We start from the raw sequence: 17,461 nt of genomic DNA, 5'->3' as shown, positions 1-17,461 counted from the left end.
GACCTCCGGGACGGGCACGGGGGCAGGATGGACCCATGAGGCTCACGAAGAAGTCGCACGCCTGCGTCCGTCTCGAGAAGGACGGGCGGACGCTCGTCATCGATCCCGGGGGTTTCAGCGAGGAGGACGCGGCCGTGGGCGCGGACGTCCTCCTCGTCACGCACGAGCACCCCGACCACTTCGACGAGGGGCGGCTCCGCGCGGCCATGGAGGCCAACGCGGCGGCCGAGATCTGGACCCTGCGGTCGGTGGCGGAGAAGGTCTCCGCCGCCTTCCCCGGCCGGGTGCACACGGTCGGCCACGGGGACGCCTTCACCGCCGCCGGTTTCGACGTCCAGGTGCACGGCGAACTGCACGCGGTGATCCATCCGGACATCCCGCGCATCACCAACGTCGGCTATCTCGTCGACGACGGCCGGGTCTTCCACCCCGGGGACGCCCTGACCGTCCCCGGCCGGCCGGTCGAGACGCTGATGCTCCCCGTGATGGCGCCGTGGAACAAGATCTCCGAGGTCATCGAGTACGTCCGCGAGGTCAAGCCGCAACGCGCGTACGACATCCACGACGCCCTGCTCACGGACCTCGCCCGGCCGATCTACGACCGCCAGATCGGCGCCCTCGGCGGCTCCGAGCACCTGCGGCTCGCACCGGGAGCGTCGGTGGAGGTCTGAGCCCGGCCGCGCGCCCGTCCGTGCCGCGCCTCCCGTCCGTGCCGCACCGCGTCGCCCGGGAGAGGAAGGGACGGCACGCAGTGTCTCCGGCCGACCCGTTGTCGTACCCGCCCGGTAGGTTGTGGAGCATGCGTATCGCCACCTGGAACGTGAACTCGGTCACCGCCCGTCTCCCGAGGCTGCTGGCCTGGCTGGAGAGCAGCGGCACGGACGTGCTGTGCCTCCAGGAGGCCAAGGTCGCCGCCGAGCAGTTCCCGGTCGAACCACTGCGCGAGCTGGGTTACGAGGCGGCCGTGAACGCCACGGGACGGTGGAACGGCGTGGCGGTGATCTCCCGGGTCGGCCTGGAGGACGTGGTCAAGGGCCTGCCCGGCGGCCCCGAGTACGAGGGACTGGAGGAGCCCCGGGCCGTCTCCGCGACCTGCGGTCCGGTCCGCGTCTGGTCGGTGTACGTGCCGAACGGCCGTGAGGTGGACCACGCCCACTACGCGTACAAGCTCCAGTGGTTCGAGGCCCTGAGAGCGGCGGTGGCGGGCGACGCCGGGGGCGGCCGCCCGTTCGCGGTGCTCGGCGACTACAACGTGGCGCCCACGGACGACGACGTCTACGACGTGGCCGCGTTCGAGGGCCTGACCCATGTCACCCCGGCCGAGCGCGCCGCGCTGGCGGCCCTGCGCGAGACGGGCCTGACGGACGTGGTCCCGCGCCCCCTCAAGTACGACCACCCGTACACCTACTGGGACTACCGCCAGCTCTGCTTCCCGAAGAACCGCGGCATCCGCATCGACCTCGTCTACGGCAACGAAGCGTTCTCGACGGCCGTCAAGGACGCGTACGTGGACCGCGAGGAGCGCAAGGGCAAGGGCGCCTCGGACCACGCGCCGGTCGTGGTGGACCTGGACGTCTAGGACCTGTCGTCCGGATCGGCCCCCGGACGCGGGGGCCGGCACGTCCAGGGCGTGCCCCGGCGTGTCCGCGACGGGCGACGGGTGACGGGCATTCGGACCCGCGATCGCGGGCACGCTTCGTCATGGGCCGGTTCGGGAAACCGGTGAGGGTTCAGGGGTGTTTCTCCGAGTGTCACGATTTGCCTGATTCCGTAATGAAATGCCGCGAGCTACATTTTGTTCACCTGCCGGGAGCACGGAGCTTCGACGATCGCACCCCACGGAGAGGCTGGTCATGAACATCTCCTTCTTGGACAAGCTGCTCAAGCGGCGTCCGGTGCGGCGGGACCGTCCTCTCGCCAAGGCGTTCGAGGACGACCCGGCAGGGGTGGCCGAGCTGCTCTCGGAGTGCGAACTGCTCCGCTCCCAGGCCGCGGCCGTCGGCCTCGAACTGGACGACTCCCCGGACTCGTTGGTGGCGCTCGACCAGCTCCTGCCGCTGTGGCGCGACGATCCCGAGGCGCTGCCCTGGCTCGGCAACGACGCCGGCCTCTATCTCGGCACCGTCGTGGTGCGCACCGTGCCGGGTGCCTCCTGGCACGTCTGGCCCGGCGGCAGCCCGGCCGTCCGGCTCCCCTCGGGGCGTGAGATCCCGGTCGTCGAGGCCGGCCTCGACTGGGCCGTCCAGGGCGTTCCCGAGCTGTCCCAGATGTACGCCGAGGCCGCGGAAGCCTGACCGCGGGGCCCGGCCCCCAACTGCCGGACGCGGCGCGGCGATCCGTGCCCGGACCCTTCGGCCCCCGGGCCGGGGCACGGGCCCCGGCGTCTCGCCGGGTGCTTCCCCGGGCCCGGAAGGCCGACCGCGGCGATCCTCGACTACGATTTGCCGTTCATCCCCGTGGTGACGGTGATCTTCGCCGATCCGCATCGGGATGTGCGTGCCGTTCTCCCGGTCCGCCCACGGGCGGACGGGCGGGAGCGGTGCGGTCCCGAGACCGAGGCCGTGTGCGTGGCTCCGGCCGGACCAGGGACGCTGCTGCCGGGTGGGGTACCCCCCACCGCCCCGCGACCGCAGGGGGAGTGGCGGCTCACAGGGCCAGGCCCGGCCGGCGCCAGCCGGAGATCACTGCTCGCGCAGGGGTACCGACACGTAGGACGGGTCGTGCTCCGGCGAGGAGAAGGTCAGCTGCGCGCCGGACGGGTTGTGCTCGATGTACAGCGGGTCGACCGTGTCGACGACCAGGGCGAGCCGATGCCCGGCCGGGACGTCGTACGCCGTGGAGAACAGGTCCAGGTCGACGCCGAACGGCTTGCCGGGCGTCTGTCCGTGGAAGGTGTACGGCGCGTTGCTGACCAGCTTGCCGATGCCGAGCGGGCCCACGTCGTAGAGGTAGGCGACGAAGGTGCCGCTCTCCTTGGTGCCGGTGACCGTCGTGTGCAGCCTGGCGGTGCCCCGTACGCGCTGGGCGTCCTCGTACTTCTCCGACTGCCACACCGCGCTCCAGTAGCGCGGCAGCAGCGGGATCGAGGCCATCGGCGGGATCCGCGTGAGCTGGTCGAGGATGCTGGACAGGAAGATGACCCCGCCGTCCGCGCCCGAGTCGACGTTCGTGTGGATCCTGGTGGTGCCTTCGAGGGCGATCTTCCTCGTGGTCGCGCCCACCGACTTCCAGTCCGGGTAGCCCTCGTAGCCGCCCGTGGAGCGGGACTTGAGCCGCACCGGCTGTTCGCGGTCGATGCCGTTGTCCTTGCCCGCCAGGTAGTGGTCGAACCAGCGGGCCGTGTCCGTCCATACGTCGTTGGGGAGCCCGAGCAGACCGGTGATCTCGGCGGTGGCATGGTCGCCGGGACGGAGCTCCAGCCGCTTGGGCCCGCTCAGTCCCTCGTAGAACTCGGCGTACTGGTTGGCCGAGAAGATCGTGTCGCCCCAGGTGTTGGCCATGAAGACGGCGGGGCCGTTCTTGTCGAGCCGGTCGGCGTAGGTCTTGGGAGAACGTTTCTTCCCCCAGTCGAGCAGGGCCTGCTCCTTCGACAGGTCCCCGGCGAAGAAGTCCTTGAACACCTGCTGGGTCTCGGCGCTGGGGTGGCCCGTGATGTGCCCGACGCCGTTCAGCAGGGCGGCCGCCTGGACGTGTTCGGTGCGGCCGGAGTAGATCGACGCGGTCAGGTCCGCCCAGCCGCTCAGCGCCGCGACCGCCTTGATGCGCTTGTCGTGCGCGGCGGCCAGCAGACTGATCCCGGCGCCGTACGAGACGCCCGCCACGCCCACCTTCCGCGCGTCGGCGGGCGTGTTGGCGAGCGCCCAGTCGATCACCCTGGACACGTCGGCGGTGTCGCGGGGGCCGGCGACGTCTATCTCGCCGCCCGACTGCCAGAAGCCGCGGACGTTGTAACCGACGACCACGTAACCGGAGTTCGCGAGCTTCTGGGCCTGGGCGAGGTATTCGACCTGCGGCAGGCCCCAGCTCGTGGGCAGCACGACGAGCGGGTAGGCGCGGGTTCCGTCCGCTCCCGCGGGAGTGACGACGTTGGCCTTGAGGGTGGTGCCGCCGTCACCGGCGATGTCGACGAAGCGGACACCGCCCGAGCTGTCGGCGGCCTGGGCGACGGGTGCCAGGCCCAGGCCCGCGGCGGCGACGAGCGTCGCCGAGACGGCGCCGAGGGCGGAAGTGCGCAGGGGGTTGCGACCGTTTCCCAACGGGTCACTCCTCACTTGGTCAGTGCAAGGTGACCCGACGGTAACCGCGGCGCCTTACTCGAAGTAACCCGTCGGTAAGTTACGTGCGAGTAACGATTGTTGAAGTGTTCATTTCCATCCGTTCGAACCTCGTGGGCGCCGCGAACGGCCGGAAGGCGCCGCGCCCTCCTGGGCCGGCCGTCACGTACGCCGGCGCGCCCGGGGCGTGGCCGGCCTCGCCGGGGTCTCCCCGTCGGTGTCGGGCTCCGCGTCCGGCGCCGGGTCCGGGGCCGGCGGCTCCGGCAGCGGGGCCTGGGCGGCGCGGGTGACGTCCGCGACGACCTCGACGACGTCGGGGCCGTACGCCTGGGAGTTCACGACCTTCAGGAGCAGGACGAAGCTGTTGCCGCCGTGCTTGCGGGCGAGGCGCGCGTGGTTGCGGGCGAGGTAGCGGGTCGCCGCCTGGTTGGTTATCGCGCGCTGGCCGCAGAAGAGGAAGACCGGCCGCACGGCACGGCTCTGGCCGGCGGTGAGCCGGGCGAGGATCACGTACTCGGCCTGGCCCGGCTCCAGCCGGTAGCGTTCGCCGCCGATCTGGAACGCGCCCCGGTCGGGCCCCCGTCCGGACTCGACGTTGACCTGCACGCCGGGCAGCAGGGACTGCAGGTGCGCCGCCATGCGCCGGTTCGAGGCCGGTCCGCCCACGCAGAACTCCGTGCGCTCGCCGAAACCCTGCTGGGTCGCGTCGTGCGCGATGACCTGGGCGTGCGCGCCGCAGTCCTTGATGAGCGCGGACAGTTCGAGGAGCGCGAAAACGTCGTGGCGCATCACCGTGAGCTCGGTACCGCCCGCCTCGCGGTTCACCACGAGGAGCGACTCGGCGTTGTCGGGCAGCCCGAAGAACGCCTGCTTGCGGCGGAGCTTGCGCTTCCACAGGTAGGTCCGGGCGATCCAGCCGAGCGCGGCACTGATGCCGACTGCCAGGACGCCGAGGACGATGTTGCGCACGTCGTCATTCATGTGCGCGCATGCTAGCGGGCCCGCGGAACCGTGTTCGAGGGGGCCTGACGTGGTCACCGCGGTGAAGTTACGCTGCGCAGACGACTGTTGACTGGAGGTATTGATGCGACGTCCTCTTGCGCGGAATCTGACGGTCCTGGCGGTTTCGGCCGCGACGGTGCTGGTGGGTGCGGCGGCGCCGCCCGGGACGCCGGCGGCGGGCACGGCCGAAAGGACGGCCGCCGTGAAGGTGCCCGTCGCGGTCGGGTACGGGGGTGCCGTGGCGAGCGTCGACGCGGACGCGTCCGCCGCGGGCGTCGAGGTGCTGAGGAAGGGCGGCAACGCCGTCGACGCGGCCGTCGCCACGGCGGCCGCCCTCGGCGTCACCGAGCCCTACTCGTCCGGCATCGGCGGAGGCGGCTACTTCGTCTACTACGACGCCAAGTCCCGTACGGTGCACACGCTCGACGGACGCGAGACGGCACCCCTGACCGCCGACTCCGGGCTGTTCCTGGAGAACGGCAAGCCGCTCGCCTTCGCCGACGCCGTCACCAGCGGGCTGGGCGTGGGCACCCCGGGCACGCCCGCCACCTGGCAGACGGCGCTGGACTCCTGGGGCAGCAGGCGCCTCGGCAGCGTCCTGGAGCCGGCCGAGCGCATCGCCCGCACCGGGTTCACGGTCGACCCGACCTTCCGCGCGCAGACCGAGTCCAACCGGGCGCGCTTCGCGAACTTCCCCGACACCGCGAAGCTCTTCCTGCCCGGAGGCTCGCTGCCGGTCGTCGGAACGACCTTCAAGAACCCCGATCTGGCCCGTACGTACGAGGAGTTGGGCAGGAAGGGCACGCGCGCCCTCTACACCGGCGAACTCGGCCGGGAGATCGTCGACACCGTCAACAGGCCGCCCGTGGACCCGGCGTCCGGTTACAACGCCCGTCCCGGCAAGCTGTCCCCGAGGGATCTCGCGGCCTACCGGGTGAAGCGCCAGGCGCCCACCAGGACTTCGTACCGAGGTCTGGGCGTCTACTCGATCGCCCCCTCCTCCTCCGGCGGCACCACCGTCGGCGAAGCGCTCAACATCCTGGAGGGGAAGGACCTTTCGAAGGTGAGCGAGACGCAGTACCTGCACCACTTCATCGAGGCGAGCCGGATCGCGTTCGCGGACCGGGGCCGCTGGGTGGGCGACCCGGCCTTCGAGGACGTACCGGCCAAGGGCCTGCTCTCGCAGAGGTACGCGGACAGCAGGGCCTGCCTGGTCAAGGACGACGCCGTGCTGACGAGCCCGCTCGCGCCGGGCGACCCGAGGAACCCCGCCGCCTGCGCCGGCACGGGGACGGCCGCCCCGACGACGTACGAGGGGGAGAACACGACCCATCTGACGGTGGCCGACAAGTGGGGCAACGTCGTCGCCTACACCTTGACCATCGAACAGACCGGTGGCAGCGGGATCACCGTCCCGGGACGCGGCTTCCTCCTCAACAACGAGCTGACGGACTTCTCCTTCGCCCCGGCCAACCCGGCCGTGCACGACCCCAATCTGCCGGGTCCCGGCAAGCGTCCGCGCTCGTCGATCTCGCCGACCATCGTCCTCGACCGCCACGACAGGCCTGTCGTGGCGCTCGGTTCGCCCGGCGGCGCGAGCATCATCACGACCGTCCTGCAGACCCTGACCGAGTTCGTCGACCGCGGGCTCCCGCTGGTCGACGCGATCGCCACACCGCGCGCCAGCCAGCGCAACGCGGCCCAGACCGAACTCGAACCGGGCCTGTACGACAGCCCGTCGAGGGCCGCGCTCGAAGCGATCGGGCACTCCTTCAAGACGAACCCGGAGATCGGCGCGGCCACGGGCGTCCAGCGCCTCCCGAACGGCAAGTGGCTGGCCGCGGCGGAGAAGGTCCGGCGGGGCGGCGGCTCGGCCATGGTCGTGCGACCCGAGTCCTGAGGATCGTGCGCCCGGCGTCCTGACGGCGGGCCACCCGCGTCCTGGTCGCCGTCGGGCCGTGCGGCGGGGCCCGTCCCCGCCGCACGGCCGTCGGTGTCCGGAGTGGTCAGCGCGCCGTCAGGATGCGCGGACCCGCGTCCGTGATGGCCACCGTGTGTTCCGCGTGTGCCGCCCGGGAGCCGTCGTTCGTGCGCAGGGTCCAGCCGTCGGGGGCCGCGTGGTAGTCGTCCGTGCCGCCGCCGATGAGCATCGGCTCGATGGCGAGGACCATTCCGTGCCGCAGCGGCAGCCCGCGTCCCGGACGGCCCTCGTTCGGGACGCCCGGGTCCTCGTGCATCCGGCGTCCGATGCCGTGGCCGCCGAACCCGTCCGGGATCCCGTATCCCGCCGCCCGGCACACCGTGCCGATGGCGTGCGCGATGTCCCCGATGCGGTTGCCGACGACGGCCGCCCCGATCCCCGCGGCCAGGGCCCGTTCCGCGGTCTCCACGAGCCGCACGTCGGCGGCACGCGGCTCGCCCACGATGAAGCTGATCGCCGAGTCGCCCACCCAGCCGCCCAGTTCGGCGCCGAAGTCGATGGAGAGGAGGTCGCCGTCGCGCAGCCGGTACCCCGTCGGGACGCCGTGCACGATCGCCTCGTTCACGGAGGCGCAGACGACCGCGGGGAAGGGCGTGGGCGCGAAGGAGGGGTGATAGCCGAGGAAGGGCGACGTCGCGCCCGCGTCGCGCAGGACCTGGTGCGCCACCTCGTCCAGTTCCAGCAGCGAGACGCCCACGTCGGCGGCCTCGCGCACCGCTGTGAGCGCCCTGCCCACGACCTGGCCGGCCGCGTACATCTCGTCGATCGACGTGTCGGTCTTCAGTTCCACCATGCCAATTACTATACCGGTATTAGAATGGTGCCATGGTGCGAACCCCTCTGACCCCCGAAGAGCGCGAACGCGGCGAGCGGCTCGGGCGGCTGCTGCGCGAAGCCCGTGGCGACCGCAGCATGGCGGACATCGCCGGGGTCGCGGGGATCTCCGCGGAGACCCTGCGCAAGATCGAGACCGGGCGCGCGCCCACGCCGGCCTTCTTCACGGTCGCCGCGCTGGCGCGGGCCCTCGGGCTCTCGATGGACGAGCTCGTCGTGCGGTGCGCTCTGGTGCCCGCGGCGTGACGTCCTTCCGCTCCGGAGGGGCCCGCTGACTTCCTCCGGGGAGGCCCGTCGGCGGAACGGGTCCGGCGGTGGGCGTCTTGGAAAGCGGGAGTCCGCTCCGCCTGTCTCACGTACTGTGGCTTCGCATGACCGACTCCGGGACCGAGATCACCGCAGAGCTGGTGCGTGATCTTCTCAAGGACCAGCATCCGGACCTCGCGGGGCTGCCCGTACGCGAGGTGGAGGGCGGCTGGGGCAACCAGATGTGGCGCCTCGGGGACGAGTTGGCCGTGCGCATGCCGCGCACGGAAGACGCCCCGGACCTCCTGCGCAAGGAGTGCCGGTGGCTGCCCGTCCTGGCCCCGCGCCTTCCGCTCCCGGTTCCGACGCCCGTGCGGACCGGTGAACCGTCCGCGCGCTTCCCGAAGCCGTGGAGCGTCATGACGTGGGTCCACGGCGAGCCGCTGGACCGCGCCTCGATCAGTCGCGGCGACCACGCGGCCGACACTCTGGCGGGCTTCCTCGGGGCGCTCCATGCGGTGGCGCCCGCCGGGGCACCGGCCGGTTCGGACCGTGGCGCTCACCCCAAGGAGTGCACGGACGGCTTCGAGAATTTCCTGCGGGCCATCGCCCCGGGCAACCTCGCCGCCGACGCCCGGGCGGTCCGGGACGTCTGGGACGACGCTGTCGCGGCCCCCGGGTGGGAGGGCCCGCCGGTATGGGTGCACGGTGACCTCCATCCCGCGAACGTCGTCGTCTCGGACGGGACGCTCTCGGGTGTGATCGACTTCGATTCCCTGTTCGCCGGTGATCCGGCGTGGGACCTGGCGGCCGCGTGGGTGCTGCTTCCCGCGGGCGCGGGCCCGCGGTTCTTCGAGGCGTACGCGCGCGCGGACGAGGCGACGGTCCGGCGCGCCCGAGGGCTGGCCGCCATGAAGAGCCTCTTCCTCGTCCTCATGGGCCAGAACGGGGAGCGGGGCCTTCCCGGCGGCAAGCCGGCCTGGGGGCCCGCGGGCCGGGCGGCGCTCGATCGTGTCCTGACATCCGGCCCGGGAGGGCCCGTATCGTAGGCGCGAAGATCGCTCGCATGTTCGGGGGTTGGGTGCGCGTCGAAGACCACACCGGGTGGGACCGGGACTTCCCGGTGAAGTACCTCCTTGTCCAGGAGGACGAGGACGGCGTGGAACAGCTCTGGGGGAGGTGCGCGGGCGTCGAAGGGCTGTTCGTCGACCCGGTCCCGCCGCCGAGGGAGGTCCTCACCCTCCGAGGGTGCAGCCCGGAAGGTCTGCTGAGCGAGGTCGTGGCCGAGTCCGACGTCTCGTTGCGGGGTCTGGGCGATGTGTGCGTCGAGGTCTGGGACGACGAGCGGCCCGTGCAGTGGTGGACTCTGGTCGATGCGGTCGTGGTGGCCCATCAGCCCCACCCCGGCGACCCCGCGCGGTACGACATCGTGCTCGGCGCCGGTGTCAGGAACGAGGAGAGCTCCTTCGAACCGCCTGCGACACCACGCTTCGAGCTTTTCGCGGGGATGACGGACACTGCTGCGAGTGCAGGCCGGTGCTCCGCCGTGGACGGTCTGTTCAAGCGGCGAGCGGACCCGGCCCCCGTCCCGATGGAGCTGATCGGCTGCGAGGCCGCGGAGCCGCTGCTCGTGGGGACTCAACGACCACGCCGGTGGGTATCGGGTTGGGCCGATCTCCTGGTGCTGGATCGACATGGCGCCGTGATGGCCTCGCGCACCGTGGGCCTGGGCATCACCGGAGCGCGCCCGTCCGTGCTCGGCGACGGGCTGGAGGACATCACCCTCACCGACGGCGGAGCCGACCGGCCGTCGACGACGGCCCGCCCGATCTGGGCGGAGTGGTATCAGGGTCCGCCGGCAGCCCCCAACCTGTGGGCGCCGTACGACTCGCAGGGCAGGGACGCCTGGCTCGACCTCACCACCCGTGCCTGGCGGGTGCCCGTGCCCAGGCCGGACCGCTCCGGCGGCGAGTACCACCTCGACGGCCGGTTCGTCACGGACGTCCCCGGGCTGCACTGCGCGATCGCCGAGGCCCTGCTCGGACCCGGCCGCTACTTCGGCCGGGAGTGGAACGCCTTCAAGGACTGCCTGTGCGGTGGATTCGGAGTGGCCCCGCCCTTCACCTTGACCTGGCACGACTCCGAGGTCGCGCGCCGCGCACTGGCGGACGCCGTGGAGGATCCGGAGGGGCGGCCCTCCTACTTCGAGGGGATCGTGCAACTCCTCGAACGGTGCGGCGTCACGGTCGTGCTCCGGTAGCCCGCAGGCCCCGGGCGAATACGACCCGGGGGCGGGGCCGAGCCGGGATCCGGCGCCTGCTGCCGCCGGGCGCGTGCCCGGGTGTTCGCGCGGGCGCGTGATCCGGCGCTCAAAGGCCGGGAGAGCGCGCTTCGGTGCGCCCCGCCGGGATCTCCGCGCCCGCGCCGAAAACTCCCCGTAGTCGATCCGTAACACGAATGGTGTTCTCTGTCGGGTCGAAGTGCTCACGTCGGGCGGGGAGTTGAGTGATGACTGTAGGACAACTCCCGGAACAGGTACTGGAGTTCGCGCGGTACCTGAACGGGCTTGTGGGGCGGCTCGACCGGGGCGGCGGCTGGTGCGAGGTCTTCTGGCAGCGCGACCCCGACGGTATGCGGGCGTGCCTCGAAGGCCGGGAGGTGCCGCCCTGGGACGTCGTGGAAGCACTCCTCCAGGACGTCTTCGCGCGGTACGGGGAGCGCGCCGCGGCGCAGGAGACGACGCGGGCCCGCACGCTGTACGAGGGCTCGCTGGCCGCGTACGACGCCCGTCCGGGCGGCCGGGACGCCCTCGGCGACCGTCTGGACGTCATGCTCCGCGAGCAGCGCTATGCCGCCGAACGCCAGGTCGGACTGAGCGGCCGGCTCGCCTCGGCCGTTTCCCGGGAGGAGGCCGAGGCGATCCGGGTGGACCTCGCCTGGGCCCAGGACGACCACGAACGCGCCACCGCCCGCTGCGCCGAACTGCGCCACCGCATCGACCACGTCGACCGCCACGCCCTGCGCGCCCGCGCGCGGAGCGTGCCGGGTCTCCCGGCTCCGGCCGCGCCGGACGGCACGTGGGGGTGGCGTCCGGAGAACCGGACGGAGACGGATCCGCCGGGCGGGCGCCTGCCCGAACGGCACCCCTCGGAAGGGGGCGGGCGGGACGGGTATCCGTCCCCGGGGCACCCGCTCGCAGGGAATGCGTCCGCGGGTGATTCCTCCGAAGGCGACTCCTCCGGAGCGGGGGGCGTCCACCACGGCCACGATACGAGTGCGCCGGGCGTACGCTCCGACGCGCGCCCGCGCACACGAGCGGGCGCCCCCGACACCGCCCCGCCCCCGGCCGACCACGCAGCCGACCCTGGCCACGCCCCTGCCCCCGCCCCCGGCTCCGTCCCTGTTCCCGGCCAGGCTGCCGTCCCCGGCCATGTCTTCGGCCATGCCCCTGGCTCTGGCTCCGTCCCCGGCCAGGCTGCCGGTCCTGGCCCCGCTTCCGGTTCCGCTGTCGGTCCTGGCTCCGATCCCGGTCTCGGCCGCGCTGCTGGCCCGGGCTCCGGCCATGCCCTCGGTCAGGCTCCTGTCCCTGGCCATGCCTCCGGCCCCGGCCCTGCCGCTGGTTACCCTGTCGGCCCTGATCTCGCTCCCGGGCCCGGTCCTGGCCCCGCCCTCGGCCACATCGCCGGTCCCGGTGCGGGAGCAGGTCCCGACTCTCGGCAGGCCGATGAGCCCTGGCCTCCTCCCGCGAGCCGTGCTCCGGGCGACGCGTGGGCTCACGACCCGGCCGCCGGACCGGCCCCGGCGCACGACAGGACCCCGCCCGGCGCCGGTCCGTCCCCGGAGAAGCGCGCCAAGCGCCGTCGCCGGGGAAGCGCACGCTTCGCCGGGATGGCGGAGCCGGACACGGCACCCGCAGCCGTGCCGCAGACGGGTCCCGCACTGCCCGCCCCGCCCGCGCAGGGCAGGCGCACGCCCCGCGGCGCACGTTTCGCCGGAGCCGCCGAGGAACCCGCGCGCCCGCCCGCGGAGGCCGCGACGGTGGCCGAGCCCGGGCCGCCGGACGCGGACGCGCGACGGCTCGCCGCGGAGGCCGTCGCGACGCTCACGCGGCTGCGGAGCGAAGGCCGCAGCGGCGAGGCGCACGCCCTGCTCGTCGAGGTGGCGTACTGGCCCCCCGCCCGCTTCCCCCTGCTCGCGGCCGAACTGCACGACGCCGGTCTCGACGCGGACTGGGCCACCCTGCTCTGGGAGGCGGCCTCGCTGCCCGCCGGCCGGCTGGTGGCCGCGGCCGACGCGCTGACCACCGCCGGCCGTACCGCCGACGGCCGGCAGATGCTGCGCCAGGGCGTCACCCGGCCCGCGCCCGAGATCGGGGCCGCCGTCCTCGGCCTCGCCGACGAGGGCCGCGGCCGCGAGATCGGCGCCCTCCTCGACGCGTACGTCCGCGTGTGCGCCCCGGAGGAGGCCGCCCGCAGCGTCGAGGCGGACCCGGAGCGCCTCGTGCCGCTCCTCCTGCGGGCGGCCCGGGGCGTGTCCGACGAATGCCAGTGGGACCTGGTCCACGCCCTGCGTGTCGCCGGGTTCACGGCGTGACTCCCCGCCGGACGGCGGTCACGGCGTGTCCTTCCGTCCGGCGGCGGTCACAGCACGTCCTTCCGCCGGGTGGCGACTACGGCCCGTCGTTCCAACCGGCGACGGCCCCGGCACCATTCCACCCGCCCGCGTTCACGGCGTGTCCCCCACCCGCCCGCGTTCACGGCGTGTCCCCCACCCGCCCGCGTTCACGGCGTGCCGCTCCACCCGGCCACGGCCTGGTGGAGCGGCACGCCCTTCCACGGGCGACGACCCCGGCGCGCCCCCGCCGGGCGAAGCGCCCGCCGGCGCCCGTGCGCCCACGCGTGCCGACGGCCGTCCGGGCTTCCGGCCGGTCCCCCGATCGGCCGTACCTCCGGCTCCACCGGCCACGTCATTCACCCGTGAGGGTCGGAAACGTGATCGACTCGGCGGGTTAACGACGATGGTCTTGGCAAGGCTGTCCGGGGGGCTTACTTTCAAGCCTCTACAGCTTTGTCTACGGGCGTAGAGGCTCTCTTGCGTCCCGTCGAAGGAGCAGCTCATGGGCAACGTCGTACGTGCCGCCCTGGTCCAGGCCACCTGGACCGGCGACACCGCATCCATGGTCGCCAAACACGAGGAACACGCCCGGGAGGCGGCCCGGCAGGGCGCGAAGGTCATCGGGTTCCAGGAAGTCTTCAACGCCCCCTACTTCTGCCAGGTCCAGGAACCGGAGCACTACGCCTGGGCGGAGCCGGTCCCCGACGGTCCCACCGTCACCCGTATGCGTGAGCTCGCGCGCGAGACCGGCATGGTGATCGTCGTGCCCGTGTTCGAGGTCGAGCAGTCCGGGTTCTACTACAACACCGCGGCCGTGATCGACGCCGACGGCACCTACCTCGGCAAGTACCGCAAGCACCACATCCCGCAGGTGAAGGGGTTCTGGGAGAAGTACTACTTCAAGCCCGGCAACCTCGGCTGGCCCGTCTTCGACACGGCCGTCGGCCGGGTCGGCGTCTACATCTGCTACGACCGGCACTTCCCCGAGGGCTGGCGCCAGCTCGGTCTGAACGGCGCCCAGCTCGTGTACAACCCCTCCGCCACCTCCCGCGGCCTGTCCGCCTACCTCTGGCAGCTCGAACAGCCCGCGGCGGCCGTCGCCAACGAGTACTTCATCGCCGCGATCAACCGGGTGGGCGTCGAGGAGTACGGCGACAACGACTTCTACGGAACCTCGTACTTCGTCGACCCGCGCGGACAGTTCGTCGGGGGGACGGCGAACGACAGGACCGAGGAACTCGTCGTCCGGGACCTGGACTTCGGCCTCATCGAGGAAGTACGGCAGCAGTGGGCGTTCTACCGCGACCGGCGCCCCGACGCCTACGAAGGGCTGGTGCAGCCATGACCGACCTGTACACCCGCCACCAGGCGGTCCTGCCGGACTGGCTCGCCCTCTACTACGAGGACCCGATCGAGATCACCCACGGCGAGGGCCGGCACGTCTGGGACGCCAAGGGGAACAAGTACCTCGACTTCTTCGGCGGCATCCTCACCACGATGACCGCGCACGCCCTGCCCGAGGTGACGAAGGCCGTCAGCGAGCAGGCCGGCCGGATCATCCACTCCTCGACGCTCTACCTCAACCGGCCGATGGTCGAACTCGCCGAACGCATCGCCCAGTTGTCCGGCATCCCCGACGCCCGCGTCTTCTTCACCACCTCCGGCACCGAGGCCAACGACACGGCCCTGCTGCTCGCCACCGCCTACCGCCGCAGCAACCAGATCCTCGCCATGCGCAACAGCTACCACGGCCGCTCCTTCAGCGCGGTCGGGGTCACCGGCAACAGGGGCTGGTCACCCACCTCCCTGTCGCCGCTCCAGACGCTGTACGTGCACGGCGGTGTCCGTTCCCGCGGCCCCTACGCCGACCTGGACGACGCCGCCTTCACCGACGCCTGCGTCGAGGACCTGAAGGACCTGCTCGGCCACGTCCGCCCGCCCGCCGCGCTGATCGCCGAACCGATCCAGGGCGTGGGCGGCTTCACCGCGCCCCCCGACGGCCTGTACGCGGCCTTCCGCGAGGTCCTCCAGCGGCACGGCGTCCTCTGGATCGCCGACGAGGTGCAGACCGGCTGGGGCCGCACCGGCGAGCACTTCTGGGGCTGGCAGGCCCACGCCGCCTCCGGCCCGCCCGACATGCTCACCTTCGCCAAGGGCATCGGCAACGGCACGTCCATCGGCGGGGTCGTCGCCCGCGCCGAGATCATGAACTGCCTCGACTCCAACTCCATCTCCACCTTCGGCGGTTCACCGGTCACGATGGCGGCGGGGCTCGCGAACCTCACCTACCTCCTCGAACACGACCTCCAGGGCAACGCCCGGCGCGTCGGCGGCCTGCTCATCGAACGGCTCCGCGCGGTCGCCGCGCAGTTCGGCGGAGTACGCGAGGTGCGCGGGCGCGGACTGATGATCGGCATCGAACTGGTCCACCCCGGCACCGACCGCGCGCACCCCGAAGCTGCCGCGGCCGTGCTCGAAGCGGCCCGCGAGGAAGGCCTGTTGATCGGCAGGGGCGGCGGCCACGACACCAGCGTGCTGCGCATCGCCCCACCGCTGTCCCTCACCGTCGCGGAGGCGGAGGAGGGCGCGTCGATCCTGGAAAGCGCTCTGAGGCGGGCCGGGTAACAGATGGGCGAGGGCGGGTGAGCCGAAGGGGCGGCGGTCCCGGGGACCCGGCGCGCGAGGACTCCGGGGGTCCGGTGCGCGAGGACCCCGGGGGTTCGGTGCGCGAGGGGTCCCCGGGGCCGCCCGCAGCGCTCCGCCGGCGGACCGAGCCACGGACGAAGGGGAACGCCGCCATGACCACCGCCCTGGAACCCGCCCTCTCGGTACGCCAGGTCCTCGCCCTGGACCGGGTGCTCGCCGGAGAGCCCGAGGTGGTGGCCGGCGCCGGCCACCTCGACCGGTCCGTCCGCTGGGTGCACGTCGCCGAGGCCGCCGACGTGGGTGTCATGCTCAGCGGCGGCGAAATGGTCCTCACCACAGGGGTGCTGCTCGCCGGCGACCCCGACGCCCAGGCCGAGTACATCCGTTCGCTGCACCGAGCCGAGGCCGCGGCCGTCGTCCTCGGTCTCGGCCGGGCCTTCCCGGCGCCCCCGGAAGTGATGCGCCGGGCCGCCGAACACTGCGGACTGCCGATGGTGGTGCTCCACCGCCCCTTCCCCTTCGCCGAGTTGACGGAGGAGGTCCAGTCCAGGCTGGTGCGGCACAAGTTCGCGGCCGTGAGCCTCTCCGAAGCCGTACGCACCGCGCTCACCGGGCTGATCACCACCGGCGCCCCGCTCCAGCGCATGCTCGACGAGATCGCCGTGCACGCCGCCTGCCCCGTCGTCGTCACCAACCTCGCCCACCGGGTCCTCGCCACCGCGGGCGAACGCTCCGCCGTCGACGACGTGCTGCGCGACTGGGACCGCATCGCCCGGCAGGCATGGGGGTACCACCCAGGCCCTTCAGGCGCTGGGGGAGGCAGCGAGGGTGACGGATGGATCCGCGCCGAACTGGGCGTACGGGGGGAGAGATGGGGCCGCATCGTGCTGTGCGGCCACCGGGGCGACGCGGCGACCGGACGGCTGCTCGCCGACCGCGCCGCCGAGGCCCTGGTCCTGCACCGCATGCTCGGCGGCCCCGCCCGCTCCTGGGAGGAGGAGTCCGCGCAGGGCCTGCTGACCGACCTGGTGAGCGGAGCCGTACCGGCCCGCCAGCTCCTGCCCCGGGCGCGGGCCGCCGGTCTGCCCGTGAACCGCCGCACCTTCGTGCCCCTGGTGGTGCGCGACGGCGACGTGGGCCGGCTCGACCGGGTGCTGCGCCTGCTGGGGCTGCCGGGGCTCGTGGCCGAACTGTCCGACGGGGCCACCGCCGTGCTGCTCAGCCTTCCGCGCGACCAGGACGCGGAGGCGCTGGCCGAACACTTCGCCGTACGGCTGCGGCACGAGACCGGGGTGCCCGCCACCGTGGCCGCCGCCGGACCCCGTACCGCCTGGGACGACGTGCCCTTCGGGCTGCGTGAGGCGCTGCACGTCGCCGAGGCCGCCGCGGACCCTCCCGCCGACGAGGACCGGCCCGCACTGGTCCGGCTCCGTGACGTCCATCTGCGCGGTCTGGTCCGGCTGCTCCGGGACGACCCGCACGTCCAGTCCTTCGCGGAACGCGAACTCGACGGGCTGCTGTGCGGCCCGCAGGCGGATCCGCGGCTGCTGCCCGTCCTGCGGACCTATCTCGCCACCGGCCGCAACAAGTCGCGCACGGCGCAGCTCCACCACGTCAGCCGGCCCGCGCTCTACCGCCGTCTGGAGGTCATACAGGCCCGCCTCGGCGTCGACCTCGACGACTTCGAACAGGCCGCCTCCGTCCACATCGCCCTGCTCGCGCACGACGCGCAGCAACGGTGACACGAGGGTCCGCGGAAGCGGTGCCGGACCGGCGGGCAACAGCGGTGAAACGTACGACCACTCAGGCGCAACACGGCGGAGCACGGAGGTGACACCGTGGAACGGCACAGCACTTCGGACGT

14 protein-coding genes and 1 pseudogene are annotated in these 17,461 nt (G+C 72.7%); 12 read left to right on the top strand and 3 right to left on the bottom strand.

The window, feature by feature from the left end; all coding sequences use genetic code 11:
• Positions 1-35 precede the first annotated feature (35 nt).
• The 4 genes and pseudogenes from ACFW6B_RS21215 to ACFW6B_RS21200 all read left to right on the top strand — a co-directional run.
• Positions 36-671, top strand: coding sequence for an MBL fold metallo-hydrolase (locus tag ACFW6B_RS21215; RefSeq protein WP_386598023.1), 636 nt, complete (start codon positions 36-38; stop codon positions 669-671).
• 128 nt (positions 672-799) lie between these two features.
• A complete protein-coding gene (locus tag ACFW6B_RS21210) occupies positions 800-1,579 on the top strand; it encodes an exodeoxyribonuclease III (RefSeq protein WP_386598022.1) in 780 nt (259 codons plus the stop codon).
• A 274-nt stretch (positions 1,580-1,853) separates the two neighbouring features.
• Positions 1,854-2,294: a DUF6278 family protein gene (locus ACFW6B_RS21205; protein WP_386598021.1), complete on the top strand. Its 441-nt coding sequence runs from the start codon at positions 1,854-1,856 to the stop codon at positions 2,292-2,294.
• 114 nt (positions 2,295-2,408) lie between these two features.
• Positions 2,409-2,606: pseudogene (locus ACFW6B_RS21200) on the top strand (amino acid ABC transporter permease); the annotation flags it as partial.
• 75 nt (positions 2,607-2,681) lie between these two features.
• Here the strand turns inward: ACFW6B_RS21200 and ACFW6B_RS21195 are convergent.
• Entirely contained in the window at positions 2,682-4,256 is a 1,575-nt protein-coding gene (locus tag ACFW6B_RS21195; protein WP_386598019.1) for an alpha/beta fold hydrolase, read from the bottom strand.
• 180 nt (positions 4,257-4,436) lie between these two features.
• Positions 4,437-5,255 carry a hypothetical protein gene (locus tag ACFW6B_RS21190; protein WP_386598018.1) on the bottom strand — a complete coding sequence of 273 codons (819 nt, stop codon included), beginning with the start codon at positions 5,253-5,255 and terminating at the stop codon, positions 4,437-4,439.
• 103 nt (positions 5,256-5,358) lie between these two features.
• On the opposite strand from ACFW6B_RS21190, the gene ggt reads away from it, so the two are divergent.
• Complete coding sequence (gene ggt, locus ACFW6B_RS21185; protein ID WP_386598017.1) at positions 5,359-7,176, top strand: gamma-glutamyltransferase; 1,818 nt, start codon at positions 5,359-5,361, stop codon at positions 7,174-7,176.
• Between the two features lie 106 nt (positions 7,177-7,282).
• Here the strand turns inward: ggt and map are convergent, their stop codons facing one another.
• On the bottom strand, positions 7,283-8,050 hold the full coding sequence (gene map / locus ACFW6B_RS21180; protein WP_386598016.1) for a type I methionyl aminopeptidase: 768 nt from the start codon (positions 8,048-8,050) through the stop codon (positions 7,283-7,285).
• A 32-nt stretch (positions 8,051-8,082) separates the two neighbouring features.
• On the opposite strand from map, the gene ACFW6B_RS21175 reads away from it, so the two are divergent.
• The 7 genes from ACFW6B_RS21175 (at position 8,083) to ACFW6B_RS21145 (ending at position 17,339) form a co-directional block, all read left to right on the top strand.
• A complete protein-coding gene (locus tag ACFW6B_RS21175; protein WP_386598015.1) occupies positions 8,083-8,337 on the top strand; it encodes a helix-turn-helix domain-containing protein in 255 nt (84 codons plus the stop codon).
• Between the two features lie 125 nt (positions 8,338-8,462).
• Positions 8,463-9,386 (top strand): aminoglycoside phosphotransferase family protein, encoded by a 924-nt coding sequence (locus ACFW6B_RS21170; RefSeq protein WP_386598014.1) that lies wholly within the window; start codon positions 8,463-8,465, stop codon positions 9,384-9,386.
• Positions 9,387-9,403: 17 nt separating this feature from the next.
• Positions 9,404-10,597, top strand: a complete 1,194-nt coding sequence (locus ACFW6B_RS21165) for a barstar family protein (RefSeq protein ID WP_386598013.1) — start codon at positions 9,404-9,406, stop codon at positions 10,595-10,597.
• A gap of 248 nt (positions 10,598-10,845) precedes the next feature.
• Positions 10,846-12,930, top strand: a complete 2,085-nt coding sequence (locus tag ACFW6B_RS21160; RefSeq protein WP_386598012.1) for a hypothetical protein — start codon at positions 10,846-10,848, stop codon at positions 12,928-12,930.
• A 523-nt stretch (positions 12,931-13,453) separates the two neighbouring features.
• Positions 13,454-14,296 (top strand): nitrilase-related carbon-nitrogen hydrolase, encoded by an 843-nt coding sequence (locus ACFW6B_RS21155; RefSeq protein WP_386598011.1) that lies wholly within the window; start codon positions 13,454-13,456, stop codon positions 14,294-14,296.
• Positions 14,293-15,576: an aspartate aminotransferase family protein gene (locus ACFW6B_RS21150; protein WP_386598010.1), complete on the top strand. Its 1,284-nt coding sequence runs from the start codon at positions 14,293-14,295 to the stop codon at positions 15,574-15,576. Before ACFW6B_RS21155 ends, ACFW6B_RS21150 begins: the two co-directional genes overlap by 4 nt.
• 173 nt (positions 15,577-15,749) lie before the next feature.
• Positions 15,750-17,339 (top strand): PucR family transcriptional regulator, encoded by a 1,590-nt coding sequence (locus ACFW6B_RS21145; RefSeq protein ID WP_386598009.1) that lies wholly within the window; start codon positions 15,750-15,752, stop codon positions 17,337-17,339.
• The last annotated feature ends 122 nt before the right edge of the window (positions 17,340-17,461 follow it).

The sequence above is a fragment of the Streptomyces sp. NPDC058751 genome (assembly GCF_042746485.1).
Taxonomy (GTDB): Bacteria; Actinomycetota; Actinomycetes; order Streptomycetales; family Streptomycetaceae; genus Streptomyces.
The sequence above is the reverse complement of the archived record's forward strand: the minus strand, read 5'-3'. Positions and strand labels throughout refer to the sequence as shown.